Consider the following 14,160-nt stretch of genomic DNA (forward strand, 5'->3'; position numbering starts at 1 on the left):
ACACGGCGTCGGGCACGTCATCAGCACCGTCAAGTCGCTCACATCCTGAGATTATCTCACGATGCGGTCATTCGGGTCGCCACGGCGTCCCAGATGGCGTCGGCGACCTCCCGCTTGGACCCGGCGGACTTGGCCACCGTGTCGCCGCGCTCGTCCAGCAGCGTGACCTCGTTGACCTCCGTGCCGAACCCGCGGTCCGGGCCGACGGCGTTGACCGCCAGCAGGTCGGCACCCTTGCGGCGCGCCTTGGCCCGGCCGTGCTCCAGCACGCTGCCGGTCTCGTCGCCCGTCTCGGCCGCGAAGCCGACCACGACCTGCCCGGCACGGACCCGGTCGGCGGCCAGCTCGGCCAGCACGTCCGGGTTCTCGGCCAGCTCGATCGCCGGCGGCGACTGCCCGGCGACCTTCTTGATCTTCGCTTCCGGTGCGGCCAGCGGCCGGAAGTCCGCCACCGCGGCCGCCATGACGACCGCGTCGGCCGAGGCCGCCGCCCGTCGCACGGCGTCGCGCAGCTCGGCCGTGGTGGACACGGCCACCACGTCCACGCCGTCGGCCACCAGCGGGTCGGTCAGCGGGGCGTCCACGTGCGCCGCGACCAGGGTCACCTCGGCGCCGCGCGCGCGGGCCGCGGCCGCCAGCGCCGCGCCCTGGCGGCCGCTGGAGCGGTTGCCGATGAACCGCACGGGGTCGATCGGCTCACGGGTGCCGCCCGCGGAGACGACCACACGACGCCCCGCCAGGTCCCGGACCCGCACCTGCTCGGCCGGGTCGGCGGCCACGGCCAGGGCGACCCGGGCGATCTCCTCCGGCTCCGGCAGCCGGCCCGGGCCGGTGTCGGTGCCGGTCAGCCGGCCCGAGGCCGGCTCGACCACGTGCACCCCGCGGGCGCGCAGCGTCGCGACGTTGGCGCGGGTGGCCGGGTGCTCCCACATCTCGGTGTGCATCGCCGGGGCCATCACCACCGGGCAGCGCGCCACGAGCAGGCTGGAGGTGAGCAGGTCGTCCGCCCGTCCGGCGGCGGCCCGGGCGAGCAGGTCCGCCGTCGCGGGGGCGACGATCACCAGGTCGGCGCCCTGGCCGAGCGCCACGTGCTGGACGTTCTCGACGTCGTCGAACACCTCGGTGCTCACCGGCTCCCCGGAGAGCGCCTCGAAGGTCGGGGCGCCGACGAACCGCAGCGCGGCCGCCGTCGGCACCACGCGCACGGCGTGGCCCTGCTCGCGCAGCAGGCGGAGCAGCAGCACCGCCTTGTAGGCGGCGATGCCGCCGGAGACCCCGAGCAGAATCCTCATCGACGACGCCTCGAGGGGTGTCTCAGACGATCTCGTCGCCGGCGGCGTGCTCGGACTCCGCCGTCGGGTCGGCCGGCGTGGCGGCGGTGAGTTCGCTCGGCTCCGGGGCCGGCTCGGCCGTCAGCAGGCCCTCGTTGATCTCGCGCATCGCGATCGACAGCGGCTTCTCCTGGTGACGCGCCTCGACCAGCGGGCCGACGTTCTCCAGCAGGCCCTCGTTGAGCTGGGCGTAGTAGGCGTTGATCTGGCGGGCACGCTTGGCCGCGTACAGCACGAGGCCGTACTTGGACTCGCTGTGCTGCAGCAGGTCGTCGATGGGCGGGTCGGTGATGCCGATCGGCTGCGGCGTCGTTCCTGCCATGTGTCTCACTCCAAGCAGAGGTCGGGGCCGGTGGCGAGCGCCACCGGGGAAAGGTCTGGGGTTCAGCAGGTCAGTCTACCGCCCGCCGTGCGAGGCCTCGGGGCGACGTCGCTCACCCCGCGCCCCGGGCACGCCGAGCAGCCCGGCCAGCTCGTCGGTGGCGCGCGTGACGTCGTCGTTGACGATGGTCACGTCGAACTCCGGCTCGGCGGCCATCTCGACCTCGGCCGTGGCCAGCCGGCGGGCGCGCTCCTCGGCGTCCTCGGTGCCACGCCCCACCAGGCGGCGCACCAGCTCCTCGGTGCTGGGGGGCGACAGGAACACGAACTGCGCGTCCAGGTCGCTGTCGCGCACCGCCTCACGGACCTGTCGCGCCCCCTGCAGGTCGATCTCGAGCAGCGTCGGACGCCCGGCGGCCAGGTGCTCCTGCACCGGCCCGCGCGGCGTGCCGTACCGGTGCCGGCCGTGCACGACCGCCCACTCGAGCATCTCGCCGTCGGCGACCATCCGGTCGAACTCCGCCGGCGAGACGAACAGGTAGTGCACCCCGTGCTCCTCGCCCGGGCGCGGGGGCCGGGTGGTCGCGGACACCGACAGCCAGACCTCGGGGTAGCGGGCGCGGATGTCGGCCGAGACCGTCCCCTTGCCCACGGCCGTGGGCCCGGCGAGCACGGTCAACCGTGCCGGGCCTCGCGGGTCGTCGGTCTCGGCGGCGTCGCGGGGTGCCGGCACGGCGGCGGATGGTGCGGAAATCTCAGCCAAACCTCTCGATCAGCGCCTGGGCCTGGTGCGGTCCGAGACCACGGACCCGGCGGGTCTCGGCGATCCCGATCTCTTCCATGATCGCCCGGGCCTTCACCTTACCGACTCCGGGCAGGGACTCGAGCAGGGAGACGACCTTGAGCTTGCCCACGACGTCGTCCGTCTGACCCTGCTCGATCACCTCCTTGAGCGACCCCTGGGAGTACTTCAGACGGTTCTTGATCTCGGCGCGCACCCGACGCGCCTCGGCCGCCTTCTCGAGAGCCGCCGCACGCTGTTCCGGGGTGAGGGGAGGGAGGGCCACGCAAGTCACCTACTCAGTCGGACCGACAGGGAGTTACTGCTCCCTCGAAAGTAGCCACGACCTGCGGAAGCGGCAATCGCAGGCGGGGCCTGTGGGAAAACCCACCGCCGCGCGGCCCCGACATTCGGGCCGAACCGGATGCAACCGGGCGCCGCGACGGCGTCCGGGCCGGTCAGCGCGCCGGACGCAGCGCCGCGGTCACCTCGGCGGCCGCCGCCGCGGCCGCCCGGCGCAGCGCCGCCGCGTCCGGCCCGGCGGCCAGCACGCCGCGAGAGGACGAGGCCAGCACCTGGCCCCGCGCGGCGCCGAACACGGCCGCCAGCTCGCGCTCCCCCGCGCCCTGGGCGCCCACGCCGGGCGCCAGCAGCGGGCCGTTGACCGCCGGCAGGTCCGTGCCCGTGGTGCGCGCCGCGTCGCCCACGGTCGCGCCGACCACGAGACCCACCGAGCCCAGCGGCCGCGCCCCCGCGTTGAGCGACGCGGCCTGGGCCGCGACGGACGCGGCGACGCTGCGCCCGTCGGGGCCGACGGCGTGCTGGACCGCCGCCCCCTCGGGGTTGGACGTCAGGCACAGCACGAACACCCCGCGACCCGTGGCCGCGGCCAGGTCGAGCGCCGGGCGCAGCGACCCGACCCCGAGGTACGGCGTCAGCGTGACGGCGTCGCCGGCCAGCGGCGAGGCGTCCGCGAGGAACGCCTCGGCGTAGCCGGCCATCGTCGAGCCGATGTCGCCGCGCTTGGCGTCCACGACCGTCAGGGTCCCCGCCGACCGCGCGGCGGCCAGGACGTCCTCCAGGGCCGCCAGGCCGCGCGAGCCGTGCCGCTCGAAGAAGGCCGCCTGCGGCTTGAGCGCCGCCACCCGCCCCCCGAGGGCGTCGACGACGCGCAGCCCGAACTCGCGCACGCCGGAGGCGTCGTCCGGCAGGGACCACGCCTCCAGCAGCGCCGCGTGCGGGTCGATGCCCACGCACAGCGGACCGTGGTCGTCCATGGCCGCCGCGAGGCGGGCGCCGAACGGCGCCGGTGCGCTCATGCGCCCACCCCGACGGACCCGCCGGCCTCGCGGCGGGCCACCGTGGCCGCGGTGTGCTCCTGCAGGCTCGCGACGTCGAACGGCCCCCCACGCACCGCCTCGATGCCCTGCACCGCCGCGGCGAGCTGGTCGACGGTGGTGACCATCGGCCGGTCCGCGGCGGTGGTGGCCGCGCGGATCTCGTAGCCGTCGGCGCGGGCGCCCTGGCCGGACGGGGAGTTGACGACCAGGTCGACCTTGCCCTCGCCGATGAGGTCGACGACGGTCGGCTCGCCGTCCGCGCCCGGCCCCTCGGAGTACTTGCGCACCGTGGTGGCCGTGATGCCGTTGCGGGCCAGCACCTGGGCGGTGCCGGCCGTGGCCAGCACCTCGAAGCCGATGTCCGCCAGGCGCTGGACCGGGAAGACGATCGAGCGCTTGTCCCGGTCGGCCACGGAGACGAACACGGTGCCCGCCGTCGGCAGCCCGCCGTAGGCCGCCGCCTGGGACTTGGCGAACGCGTGCGGGAAGTCCTTGTCGAAGCCCATGACCTCGCCGGTCGAGCGCATCTCCGGACCGAGCACCGTGTCCACCACGTGCCCCTCGGCGGTGCGGAACCGCTTGAACGGCAGCACCGCCTCCTTGACGGCCAGCGGCGCCCCCAGGTCGAGGGTGCCGCCGTCGCCCGTGGGCGGCAGGACGCCCTCGGCGCGCAGGTCCGCGATCGACTCGCCGACCATGACGCGCGCGGCGGCCTTGGCCAGCGACGCCCCCGTGGCCTTGGACACGAACGGCACGGTGCGCGAGGCGCGCGGGTTGGCCTCCAGGACGTAGAGCACGTCCGAGACGAGCGCGTACTGGACGTTGAGCAGACCGCGCACGCCCACACCCCGGGCGATCGCCTCGGTCGAGCGGCGGATGCGCTCGACCTCGGCCTGGCTCAGGGACACCGGCGGCAGCACGCAGGCCGAGTCGCCCGAGTGGATGCCGGCCTCCTCGATGTGCTCCATCACGCCGCCGAGGAACAGCTCGTCGCCGTCGAACAGGGCGTCGACGTCGATCTCCATCGCGTCGTCGAGGAAGCGGTCGATGAGCAGCGGCGCCGGCAGCACCCCGGGAGCGCGGGAGGACACCGCGTGGGCGGCCGCCGCCTCCAGGGCCCGCTCGACGTAGCCGGTGAGCTGCTCGGCCGAGTACACGATCTCCATGCCCCGCCCGCCGAGCACGTAGGACGGCCGCACCAGCACCGGGTAGCCGATCCGGTCGGCGACGTCGCGCGCCTCGCCCAGGGAGCGGGCGGTGCCGAACGCCGGGGCGGGCAGGCCCGCCTCGGCGAGCACCTGGCCGAACAGCCCGCGGTCCTCGGCGGCGTCGATCGCCTCGGGAGGGGTGCCCAGGATCGGCAGCCCGGCGTCGGACAGCCGCTGCGCCAGCGACAGCGGCGTCTGGCCGCCGAGCTGGACGATGATGCCCTTGACCGGGCCCGCGGCGAGCTCGGCCTCGTAGACCTCCAGGACGTCCTCGAACGTCAGCGGCTCGAAGTACAGCCGGTCGGAGGTGTCGTAGTCGGTCGAGACCGTCTCCGGGTTGCAGTTGACCATGACGGTCTCGTAGTCGTCCTTGAGCGTCAGGGCGGCGTGCACGCACGAGTAGTCGAACTCGATGCCCTGGCCGATGCGGTTCGGTCCCGAGCCCAGGATGATGACGGCCTCGCGCTCGCGCGGGGAGACCTCGGTCTCGGTGTCGTAGGACGAGTAGTGGTACGGGGTGCGCGCGGCGAACTCCGCGGCGCAGGTGTCGACCGTCTTGTAGACCGGCCGCACCCCCAGGGCGTGGCGCGTCTCGCGCACGCCGGCCTCTCCCCCGGGCCCCATCGAGCGCAGCGCGGCGATCTGGACGTCGGAGATCCCGTGCCGCTTGGCGGTGCGCAGCACGTCGGCGGTCAGCGTCTCCGAGGCGGCCACCTCGGCGGCGACCTCGTTGATCAGCAGGATCTGGTCGAGGAACCACGGGTCGATCTTCGTCGCGTCGAAGACCTGCTCCAGGGTCGCGTGCCCCGCCTCGACGGCGCGCAGCGCCTGCTGGACCCCGACGAGCCGCTGCTCGGTGGGTCGCCGCAGGGACTCCAGCAGCGCCGTCAGCTCCTCGCCGGCCGGCGCCTCGCCGGACCAGTGGAAGTCGACGCCGCCCTTGTCGATGCTGCGCAGCGCCTTGCCGAGCGCCTCGGTGAAGTTGCGGCCCAGCGCCATCGCCTCGCCCACCGACTTCATCGTGGTGGTCAGCGTGTCGTCCGCCGCCGGGAACTTCTCGAAGGCGAACCGCGGCACCTTCACCACGACGTAGTCGAGCGTCGGCTCGAAGCTGGCCGGGGTGACCTGGGTGATGTCGTTGGGGATCTCGTCCAGCGTGTACCCGACGGCGAGCTTGGCCGCGATCTTCGCGATCGGGAAGCCCGTGGCCTTGGAGGCCAGCGCCGAGGAGCGCGACACGCGGGGGTTCATCTCGATGACCACCACGCGCCCGGTGTCCGGCTCGACGGCGAACTGGATGTTGCAGCCGCCGGTGTCGACGCCGACCTCGCGGATGACCGCGATGCCGATGTCCCGCAGCGTCTGGTACTCGCGGTCGGTGAGGGTCATCGCCGGGGCGACGGTGACCGAGTCGCCGGTGTGCACGCCCACCGGGTCGACGTTCTCGATGGAGCACACGACCACGACGTTGTCGTTCTTGTCGCGCATCAGCTCCAGCTCGTACTCCTTCCACCCGAGGATCGACTCCTCGAGGAGCACCTCGGTGACCGGCGAGTAGTGCAGGCCCTGGCCGACGATGCGGCGCAGGTCCGCCTCGTCGTAGGCCAGGCCCGAGCCGAGCCCGCCCATGGTGAACGAGGGGCGCACGACCATCGGGTAGCCGAGGTCCTCGGCGGCCTCGAGCGCGCCGTCGATGGAGTGGATGATGCGCGAGCGGGCGGACTCGCCGCCGCAGACCTCCACGACCTCCTTGAACTCCTCGCGGTCCTCGCCCTTGCGGATGGCGGGGATGTTGGCGCCGATGAGCTCGACGCCGTACTCGTCCAGCACGCCGGCCTCGTGCAGCTCGATGGCGGCGTTGAGAGCCGTCTGGCCGCCGAGGGTGGGCAGCAGGGCGTCGGGACGCTCCTTGGCGATGATCGAGGTCAGCACCTCGCGGGTGATCGGCTCGACGTAGGTGGCGTCGGCGAACTCCGGGTCGGTCATAATCGTGGCCGGGTTGGAGTTGACCAGGACGACGCGCAGGCCCTCCTCCTTCAGCACGCGGCAGGCCTGGGTGCCGGAGTAGTCGAACTCGCAGGCCTGGCCGATGACGATCGGGCCGGACCCGATGACCAGGACGGAGGAGAGGTCGGAACGGCGGGGCATCAGTTCTCCTTCTCGCCGGAGGTGGCGCCGCCCAGTGCGGCGAGCGCGCTGTCGGGGACGGCCACGGGCTGGCGGGTGGTCATGAGCTCGACGAAGCGGTCGAACAGGTAGGCGCTGTCGTGCGGCCCGGCGGCCGCCTCGGGGTGGTACTGCACCGAGAAGGCAGGCAGGTCCAGGGCGGTCAGGCCCTCGACGACCCGGTCGTTGAGGCCGACGTGGGAGACGATCACGCGCCCGTAGCGCACGTCGTCGTCCCGCTCGGCGTCGTGCGGCGCGGTGCTGACGGTCTCGACGGGGGCGTCGACGGCGAAGCCGTGGTTGTGCGCGGTGACCTCGACCTTGGTGGTCGTGCGGTCCAGGACGGGCTGGTTGATGCCGCGGTGGCCGTAGCCGAGCTTGTAGGTGCCGTAGCCGAGGGCACGGCCGAGGAGCTGGTTGCCGAAGCAGATGCCGAAGAACGGGATGCGGCGGTCCAGCACCTCGCGCAGCAGGTCGATCTCCGCGGTGGCGGCGGACGGGTCGCCGGGACCGTTGGAGAAGAACACGCCGCCGGGCGCGTCCTCGGGCAGGAGCGCGGCGACGTCGTCGAAGGTGGCCGACTGCGGCACGACGTGCACGCGCACGCCGCGCTCGGCGAGCCGGGCGGGCGTCATGGCCTTGATGCCGAGGTCGACGGCCACGACGGTGGCCACCGGCTCGGCGCCGGCGAAGTCGCCGGCGGGCTCGACGGTGTAGGTCTCGGCCGTGGAGACCTCGCGGGCCAGGTCGGCGCCGGCCATGGGCGGGGCGGCCTTGACCTCGGCGACGAGGTCGGCGACGTCGCGCTCGACGCCGTCCTCCACCAGCGCCTCGCCGGAGAAGATCCCGGCGCGCATGACCCCGAGCTCGCGCAGGTGCCGGGTCAGGAACCGGGTGTCGACGCCGGCGATGCTCACCACGTCCTGGGCGGCCAGGTCGTCGTCGAGGCTGCCGGTGGCGCGCCAGTTCGAGGGGCGCCGCGCCGGGTCGCGCAGGACGTACCCGGCGACCCAGATGCGGTGCGACTCGGGGTCGTCGGTGTTGATGCCGGTGTTGCCCACGTGCGGGGCGGTCATCACGACGATCTGGCGGTGGTAGGACGGGTCGGTGAGGGTCTCCTGGTAGCCGGTCATGCCGGTGGAGAAGACGATCTCGCCGACGGTGGCGCCGCGGGCGCCGTAGGCGGTGCCACGGGCGACGGTGCCGTCCTCCAGGACGAGGATCGCCGGTTCGGTGCTGCGGGTGGTGGTGCTCACGGGTGATCCTTCGCGCTCGGCTCGGACGGGATGATGAGGGGCCGCACGGCCTCCAGGAGGCGGTCGCTGTCGGCGCGGTGACGCGTGCGCAGGCCGGTGTCGACGGTCGTGGCCTCGACGGCGCCGTCGCTCGGCACCTGCCACGTCAGCACGACCAGGCCGTCGCGGCCGACGTACTTGCCGGCCATGCCGGGCGCCGTGCCGGCGGCACGCAGCGCCGCGGCGGGCAGCAGCAGCGGCTCGGCGCCGTCCCGGTCGACGACGACGCCGCCGGCGTACACGCCGACCTCGGCGTGCGACCGGTCGCCGAGGCCGTGGGCGCCGAGGCGGGCCAGCCAGTCGCCGTGCAGCGTGCTGGAGACGTAGACGGCCTCGACCGGGCCGACGACCAGCTCGCCGAGCTCGCCCTCGGTCAGCGGCGGCTGCGGCGGGGCGGGCACGAGATGGCGGGTGCGGGTGGCCAGCCGGCGGCGGCCGGTCAGGACGAGCAGGAGCAGCGCGAGGCCGACGACGACCCAGATCGCGACGGCGACGGGCAGGGGCAGGTTCATCGGACCGCCTCCCCCGCCACGACCGGGGTGCCGTCCAGCACGGTCGCGCGGCCGCGCAGGAACGTCGCGCGGACCTGACCGGGCAGCTCGCGGCCCCGGAACGGGGTGTTCCCGCTGGCGGTGACCTGCGTGCCGCCGTCGACGGTCCGGCGGGCGGCCGGGTCGACCAGGGTCAGGTTGGCGGGCTCGCCGACCGCGACGGGTCGTCCCTGCGCGGCGGGGCCCGTGTCGACGCGGCCGATCCGGGCGGGTGCGGCGGACAGCACGCGGGCGACGTCGGACCAGGTCAGGCGGCCGGTGTCGACCATGGTCTCCTGCACGACGCTCAGCGCCGTCTCCAGCCCGGTCATCCCGAAGGCGGCCGCGCCCCACTCGCAGTCCTTGTCCTCGCGGCTGTGCGGGGCGTGGTCGGTGGCCACGATGTCGATGGTGCCGTCGGCCAGGCCCTCGCGCACGGCCTCGACGTCGGCGGCGGTGCGCAGCGGCGGGTTGACCTTGAACGTCGGGTCGTAGCTGCGGGCGAGGTCGTCGGTGAGGATCAGGTGGTGCGGGGTGACCTCGGCGGTGACGTCGATGCCGCGGGACTTGGCCCACCGCACGATCTCCACCGAGCCGGCGGTGGACAGGTGGCACACGTGCAGCCGCGAGCCGACGTGCTCGGCGAGCAGCACGTCGCGGGCGATGATCGCCTCCTCGGCGACGGCGGGCCAGCCGGTCAGGCCGATCTCGGCGGAGACGATCCCCTCGTTCATCTGGGCGCCCTCGGTCAGCCGGGGCTCCTGCGCGTGCTGGGCCACGACGCCGTCGAAGGCCTTGACGTACTCCAGGGCGCGGCGCATCAGCACGGGGTCGGCGACGCACCTGCCGTCGTCGGAGAAGACGCGCACGTGCGCCGCCGAGTCGGCCATGGCCCCCAGCTCGGCGAGCCGTTCGCCGTCGAGCCCGACCGTCACGGCGCCGACGGGGTGGACGTCGGCCCAGCCGGCCTCCTGCCCCAGCCGGTAGACCTGCTCGACGACGCCGGCCGTGTCGGCCACCGGGGAGGTGTTGGCCATCGCGTGCACGGCGGTGAACCCGCCGGCCGCGGCAGCGCGCGTCCCCGACGCCACGGTCTCGGCGTCCTCGCGGCCGGGTTCGCGCAGGTGGGTGTGCAGGTCGACCAGACCGGGCAGCAGGACCTGCCCCGCGGCGTCGACGACCTCGGCACCGGTGGTGTCGGCCGTGCCCGCGGCGGTGATCTCGGCGATCACGCCGTCGCGCAGCACGACGTCGGCGGCGTCGCCGCCCAGGGGGCGCGCCCCCCGCAGGACGTAGGTGGTGGACTCCAGGCTCACAGGTCGTTCCCTTCCGCCGAGTCCTCCCCGGCCATCAGCAGGTAGAGGGCCGCCATGCGCACCGCGACGCCGTTGGCGACCTGTTCGACGATGACGGCGCGGTCGGAGTCCGCCGCCTCGGCGGAGATCTCCAGGCCGCGGTTCATGGGGCCGGGGTGCAGCACGATCGCGTGGTCGGCCAGGCGCGCCAGGCGCCGGGCGTCCAGTCCGTAGTAGCGGGTGTACTCCAGCGGGCTCGGGAAGAACCCGCCGGCGCCGCCCGACATGCGCTCGCGCTGGACGCGCAGCATCATCACGGCGTCGGGCCGGAACTCGGCCAGCGTCTCGTCGAGGTGGTACGACACGGCGCACGGCCACGTCTCCACGCCGACGGGCACCAGCGTGGGCGGGGCGACGAGCGTGACCTCGGCGCCGAGGGTGTGCAGCAGCGCCACGTTCGCCCGTGCGACCCGGGAGTGCAGCACGTCGCCGACGATCGCGACCCGCAGCCCGGCCAGGTCCGCGCCGACACCCTCCCCGGCACCGCCGCGGAGACCCACGAGGTGACGGCGGATCGTGTAGGCGTCCAGCAGCGCCTGGGTCGGGTGCTGGTGGGTGCCGTCGCCGGCGTTCAGCACGCCCGCGTCGAGCCAGCCGGCGTGCGCGAGCTGGTACGGGGCACCGGAGGCCCAGTGCCGCACGACCACGGCATCGGCGCCCATCGCGTGCAGCGTCAGGGCCGTGTCCTTGAGCGACTCGCCCTTGGACACGCTCGAGCCCTTGGCCGAGAAGTTGATGACGTCGGCGGACAGCCGCTTGGCCGCGGTCTCGAAGGAGATGCGGGTGCGGGTGGAGTCCTCGAAGAACAGGTTGACCACGGTGCGGCCGCGCAGCGTCGGCAGCTTCTTGATCTCGCGCGACTGGGTCGCGGCCATCTGCGCCGCGGTGTCCAGCAGCAGGACCGCCTCGTCCTTGCTCAGGTCGGCGGTCGAGAGCAGGTGCTTCATCGCGCGTCCCCCTCGGTGTCCTCGCGGCCGGAGATGACCACGGCGTCCTCGACGCCGTCGACCTCGCTCAGCAGGACGCGCACGCGCTCCGAGGTGGAGGTCGGCAGGTTCTTGCCCACGAAGTCCGGGCGGATGGGCAGCTCGCGGTGCCCGCGGTCGACCAGGCAGGCCAGGCGCACGGCCCGCGGCCGGCCGAGGTCGCCGATCGCGTCCAGCGCGGCGCGGATGGTCCGCCCGGAGTACAGCACGTCGTCGACGAGGACGACGGTGCGTCCCTCGATCCCGGCCTGCGGCAGGCGGGTCACGCCGACGGCGCGCGTGGGCTGGCGGCGCAGGTCGTCGCGGTACATCGTCACGTCGAGCTCGCCGGTGCTGGCGGCGGCGTCGAAGGCGGGCTCGATGGCCGACAGCCGCTCGGCGAGCCGGTGGGCGAGCGTCACACCGCGGGTCGGGATGCCGAGGAGCACCACGTCGTCGGCGCCCTTGGCGCGTTCGACGATCTCGTGGGCGATGCGGGTCAGGGCGCGAGCGACGTCGCTCGCGCCGAGGACGGTGGTGCCGTCAGGGTGCGGGTCTGCGGGCAGGGCAGGTCCAGGGCGCAACGGGACTCCTTCTCCGCCTCACGGGACGGCATTAAAGGGGGTCTGTCCGGGTCAGCGTAACCCGGATCGTCGGCGTCCGGCACCGGACGCCCGCAGGACGGACGTCCGGTGCGTCACACCGGCCGGACGGTCAGTCCAGCAGCGTCGGCTTGATCTCCATCAGCCGGCCCAGGACGCCGTTGACGAAGCTCGGCGAGTCGTCCGTGGACAGCTGGCCGGCCAGGTCCACCGCCTCGTCGACGGCGACGGCGTCCGGCACGTCGTCGTTGTAGAGCAGCTCGTAGGCGCCCACGCGCAGCAGCGACCGGTCCACGGCCGGCATGCGCGCCAGCGTCCAGTCGCGCGAGTAGGTCTCGAGCAGCTCGTCGATGCGCTCGCGGTGAGCGACGACGCCCTCGACGAGCTCGACCGTGTACTGCGGCACGCTCGCCTCGGCGTGCGGCTCGATCACGCGGTCCGCGAGGAGCACCAGCGGGTCGATCTGGCGCTGCTCGGACTCGAAGAGGATGTCGGCGGCGCGCTTGCGCGCCTTGGTCCGTGCTCCCACGTCAGTCGTTCACGCGGCCCAGGTACGACCCGTCGCGGGTGTCGACCTTGACCTTGGTGCCCTGGTCGAGGAACAGCGGGACCTGGACCTCGGCACCGGTCTCGAGCGTGGCGGGCTTGGTGCCACCGGTCGAGCGGTCGCCCTGCAGGCCCGGCTCGGTGTAGGTGATCTCCAGGACGACCGACGGGGGCAGCTCGACGTAGAGCGGCACGCCCTCGTTCATGGCCACCATGACGCTCATGCCCTCGAGCATGTAGTCCTGGGCGCCGCCCACGACGGTGGTCGAGACCGGGATCTGGTCGTAGGTGTCGGTGTCCATGAAGACGAAGTCCTCGCCGTCCATGTACAGGTACTGGTAGTCGCGACGGTCGACGTTGGCCGTCTCGACCTTGGCGCCGGCGTTGAACGTCTTGTCGACCACCTTGCCCGAGAGCACGTTCTTGAGCTTGGTGCGGACGAACGCGCCACCCTTGCCCGGCTTGACGTGCTGGAACTCGAGAACGGACCAGAGCTGGCCGTCGATGCGCAGCACGGTGCCGTTCTTGATGTCGTTGGAGGTAGCCACGGTGTTGTTCGTCCTCGACAGGTCTCGGGAAAGGATGGTCAGCCGGAGGGCCCGGCGGGGTGCCAGCACCCCGGGCAGCAGAACGGCCCGGGACAGTCTACAGGGACACCAGCAGCGCCTGCCCCGCCATCCCGAGCGACCCTGCCCACACCAGCGACGCCAGGCTGCCCACGACGAAGCGCTCGCCGGCCACGGGGTGCTCGCGCAGCTCGGGCAGCCGGCCCAGCGCCTTGACCGCCACCACGACGGCGACGCCCTCCGGGTAGCCGGCCAGCAGCGTGCCGCTGATCGCGAACCGCTCCAGCAGCCCGATCCAGGTCCCGTTGCCCAGCACCGCCAGTGCCTCGGCCTGCGCCTGCGCCGCGGTGCGCGACTCGGCGTGCCGCAGCACGAGCGGGACGAGCCAGGCACCCAGCCCGACACTGAGGGCGAGCGTGGCCACCCAGATGCCGACCGTCCACCACACGTCCATCGCCTCAGTCCTCCCCCGCGCCGTCGGCGGCGCCCGCCGCCGCGTCGGCCGCCCGCAGCAGCCGGGCCGCCAGCGGGCGGACCGCCTGCTCCTCGGCCCACAGGGCGGTGCGCAACCGCTGGCTGACCGCCTGCTCGCTCACGCCCAACGCCTCCGCCGTCTCCCGCTGCGGCGCCGCCGACGCCTCGTGCCGCCCGAGCGTATCGACGGCTTCCCAGCCGGCCGCGGACCGACGCGCCGCGACCGCACCCAGCAGCCGCAGCAGCGCCTGGGCGTCCGCGGCGATGGTGGCTCCCGGCTCCTCCGCCGTCCCCACGACGGCGACGGGGACGACGTGCCCGCGACGCTTGGCGTCCTCGACGGCCTCGCGCGCCCGGACGAAGGCGGGGCCGGAGGCCGCACGGGACGCGGCGGGCAGCGGTTCGTGCACGACGCCGACCCCGACGCCGACCGACCAGCCCCCCTCGCGCAGCAGGTCGGCGACGACGGCCACCGCCAGGGCCGCCCCGTCGTCGCCGTCGAGCACCCCCTGGACCTCGTCGCCGACCGTGCGGTCGAATGCGACCCGGACCCCGGCCCGCGGGCGGCCGCCGTCGGTCGTGCGGTCGCCGAGCAGCTCGAGCACCTGCGGCACCAGGTCGCCGCGGGAGGTGCTGCCGCGCTGGTCGACGGTCAGGACGATCATGCCTCAAGCATAGAG

Annotated in this window: 15 protein-coding genes; all 15 read right to left on the reverse strand. The window is 73.9% G+C overall.

The window, feature by feature from the left end; translation table 11 throughout:
• Positions 1 to 56: 56 nt before the first annotated feature.
• On the reverse strand, positions 57 to 1,292 hold the full coding sequence (coaBC, locus tag PO879_RS08525; protein WP_278234486.1) for a bifunctional phosphopantothenoylcysteine decarboxylase/phosphopantothenate--cysteine ligase CoaBC: 1,236 nt from the start codon (positions 1,290 to 1,292) through the stop codon (positions 57 to 59).
• A gap of 22 nt (positions 1,293 to 1,314) precedes the next feature.
• Positions 1,315 to 1,653 carry a DNA-directed RNA polymerase subunit omega gene (gene rpoZ, locus PO879_RS08530; protein ID WP_278234487.1) on the reverse strand — a complete coding sequence of 113 codons (339 nt, stop codon included), beginning with the start codon at positions 1,651 to 1,653 and terminating at the stop codon, positions 1,315 to 1,317.
• 75 nt (positions 1,654 to 1,728) lie between these two features.
• Entirely contained in the window at positions 1,729 to 2,385 is a 657-nt protein-coding gene (gene gmk, locus PO879_RS08535; protein ID WP_278234488.1) for a guanylate kinase, read from the reverse strand.
• 22 nt (positions 2,386 to 2,407) lie between these two features.
• Positions 2,408 to 2,719 (reverse strand): integration host factor, actinobacterial type, encoded by a 312-nt coding sequence (gene mihF, locus PO879_RS08540; protein ID WP_278234489.1) that lies wholly within the window; start codon positions 2,717 to 2,719, stop codon positions 2,408 to 2,410.
• A gap of 172 nt (positions 2,720 to 2,891) precedes the next feature.
• Positions 2,892 to 3,752 carry an orotidine-5'-phosphate decarboxylase gene (gene pyrF, locus PO879_RS08545; protein WP_278234490.1) on the reverse strand — a complete coding sequence of 287 codons (861 nt, stop codon included), beginning with the start codon at positions 3,750 to 3,752 and terminating at the stop codon, positions 2,892 to 2,894.
• Positions 3,749 to 7,129 carry a carbamoyl-phosphate synthase large subunit gene (gene carB / locus PO879_RS08550; RefSeq protein ID WP_278234491.1) on the reverse strand — a complete coding sequence of 1,127 codons (3,381 nt, stop codon included), beginning with the start codon at positions 7,127 to 7,129 and terminating at the stop codon, positions 3,749 to 3,751. Before carB ends, pyrF begins: the two co-directional genes overlap by 4 nt.
• Positions 7,129 to 8,403: a glutamine-hydrolyzing carbamoyl-phosphate synthase small subunit gene (gene carA / locus PO879_RS08555; RefSeq protein ID WP_278234492.1), complete on the reverse strand. Its 1,275-nt coding sequence runs from the start codon at positions 8,401 to 8,403 to the stop codon at positions 7,129 to 7,131. Before carA ends, carB begins: the two co-directional genes overlap by 1 nt.
• Positions 8,400 to 8,954 (reverse strand): hypothetical protein, encoded by a 555-nt coding sequence (locus PO879_RS08560; protein ID WP_278234493.1) that lies wholly within the window; start codon positions 8,952 to 8,954, stop codon positions 8,400 to 8,402. The genes carA and PO879_RS08560 overlap by 4 nt, the downstream gene beginning before the upstream one ends.
• Positions 8,951 to 10,288 (reverse strand): dihydroorotase, encoded by a 1,338-nt coding sequence (locus tag PO879_RS08565; protein ID WP_278234494.1) that lies wholly within the window; start codon positions 10,286 to 10,288, stop codon positions 8,951 to 8,953. Before PO879_RS08565 ends, PO879_RS08560 begins: the two co-directional genes overlap by 4 nt.
• Entirely contained in the window at positions 10,285 to 11,274 is a 990-nt protein-coding gene (locus tag PO879_RS08570; RefSeq protein WP_278234495.1) for an aspartate carbamoyltransferase catalytic subunit, read from the reverse strand. The genes PO879_RS08565 and PO879_RS08570 overlap by 4 nt, the downstream gene beginning before the upstream one ends.
• Complete coding sequence (gene pyrR / locus PO879_RS08575; protein WP_278234496.1) at positions 11,271 to 11,876, reverse strand: bifunctional pyr operon transcriptional regulator/uracil phosphoribosyltransferase PyrR; 606 nt, start codon at positions 11,874 to 11,876, stop codon at positions 11,271 to 11,273. Before pyrR ends, PO879_RS08570 begins: the two co-directional genes overlap by 4 nt.
• 130 nt (positions 11,877 to 12,006) lie before the next feature.
• Entirely contained in the window at positions 12,007 to 12,423 is a 417-nt protein-coding gene (gene nusB, locus PO879_RS08580) for a transcription antitermination factor NusB (protein ID WP_278234497.1), read from the reverse strand.
• A gap of 1 nt (position 12,424) precedes the next feature.
• The gene (efp, locus tag PO879_RS08585; protein WP_278234498.1) at positions 12,425 to 12,988 is read right to left on the reverse strand and encodes an elongation factor P; all 564 of its coding nucleotides are present in this window, start codon (positions 12,986 to 12,988) and stop codon (positions 12,425 to 12,427) included.
• Positions 12,989 to 13,085: 97 nt separating this feature from the next.
• Positions 13,086 to 13,460 carry a hypothetical protein gene (locus PO879_RS08590; protein ID WP_278234499.1) on the reverse strand — a complete coding sequence of 125 codons (375 nt, stop codon included), beginning with the start codon at positions 13,458 to 13,460 and terminating at the stop codon, positions 13,086 to 13,088.
• 4 nt (positions 13,461 to 13,464) lie between these two features.
• Positions 13,465 to 14,145, reverse strand: coding sequence for a hypothetical protein (locus tag PO879_RS08595; protein ID WP_278234500.1), 681 nt, complete (start codon positions 14,143 to 14,145; stop codon positions 13,465 to 13,467).
• Positions 14,146 to 14,160: the final 15 nt, after the last annotated feature.

Origin of the sequence: Isoptericola sp. AK164 (assembly GCF_029643425.1) — a bacterium.
Classification (GTDB): Bacteria; Actinomycetota; Actinomycetes; order Actinomycetales; family Cellulomonadaceae; genus Isoptericola; species Isoptericola haloaureus.

Coding starts and splice junctions, on each gene's coding strand:
- coaBC (WP_278234486.1), bottom strand. CDS start 1,292: ATGAGGATTCTGCTCGGGGTCTCCGGCGGCATCGCCGCCTACAAGGCG.
- rpoZ (WP_278234487.1), bottom strand. CDS start 1,653: ATGGCAGGAACGACGCCGCAGCCGATCGGCATCACCGACCCGCCCATC.
- PO879_RS08560 (WP_278234493.1), bottom strand. CDS start 8,954: ATGAACCTGCCCCTGCCCGTCGCCGTCGCGATCTGGGTCGTCGTCGGC.
- PO879_RS08595 (WP_278234500.1), bottom strand. CDS start 14,145: ATGATCGTCCTGACCGTCGACCAGCGCGGCAGCACCTCCCGCGGCGAC.
- pyrF (WP_278234490.1), bottom strand. CDS start 3,752: ATGAGCGCACCGGCGCCGTTCGGCGCCCGCCTCGCGGCGGCCATGGAC.
- carB (WP_278234491.1), bottom strand. CDS start 7,129: ATGCCCCGCCGTTCCGACCTCTCCTCCGTCCTGGTCATCGGGTCCGGC.
- PO879_RS08590 (WP_278234499.1), bottom strand. CDS start 13,460: ATGGACGTGTGGTGGACGGTCGGCATCTGGGTGGCCACGCTCGCCCTC.
- PO879_RS08570 (WP_278234495.1), bottom strand. CDS start 11,274: ATGAAGCACCTGCTCTCGACCGCCGACCTGAGCAAGGACGAGGCGGTC.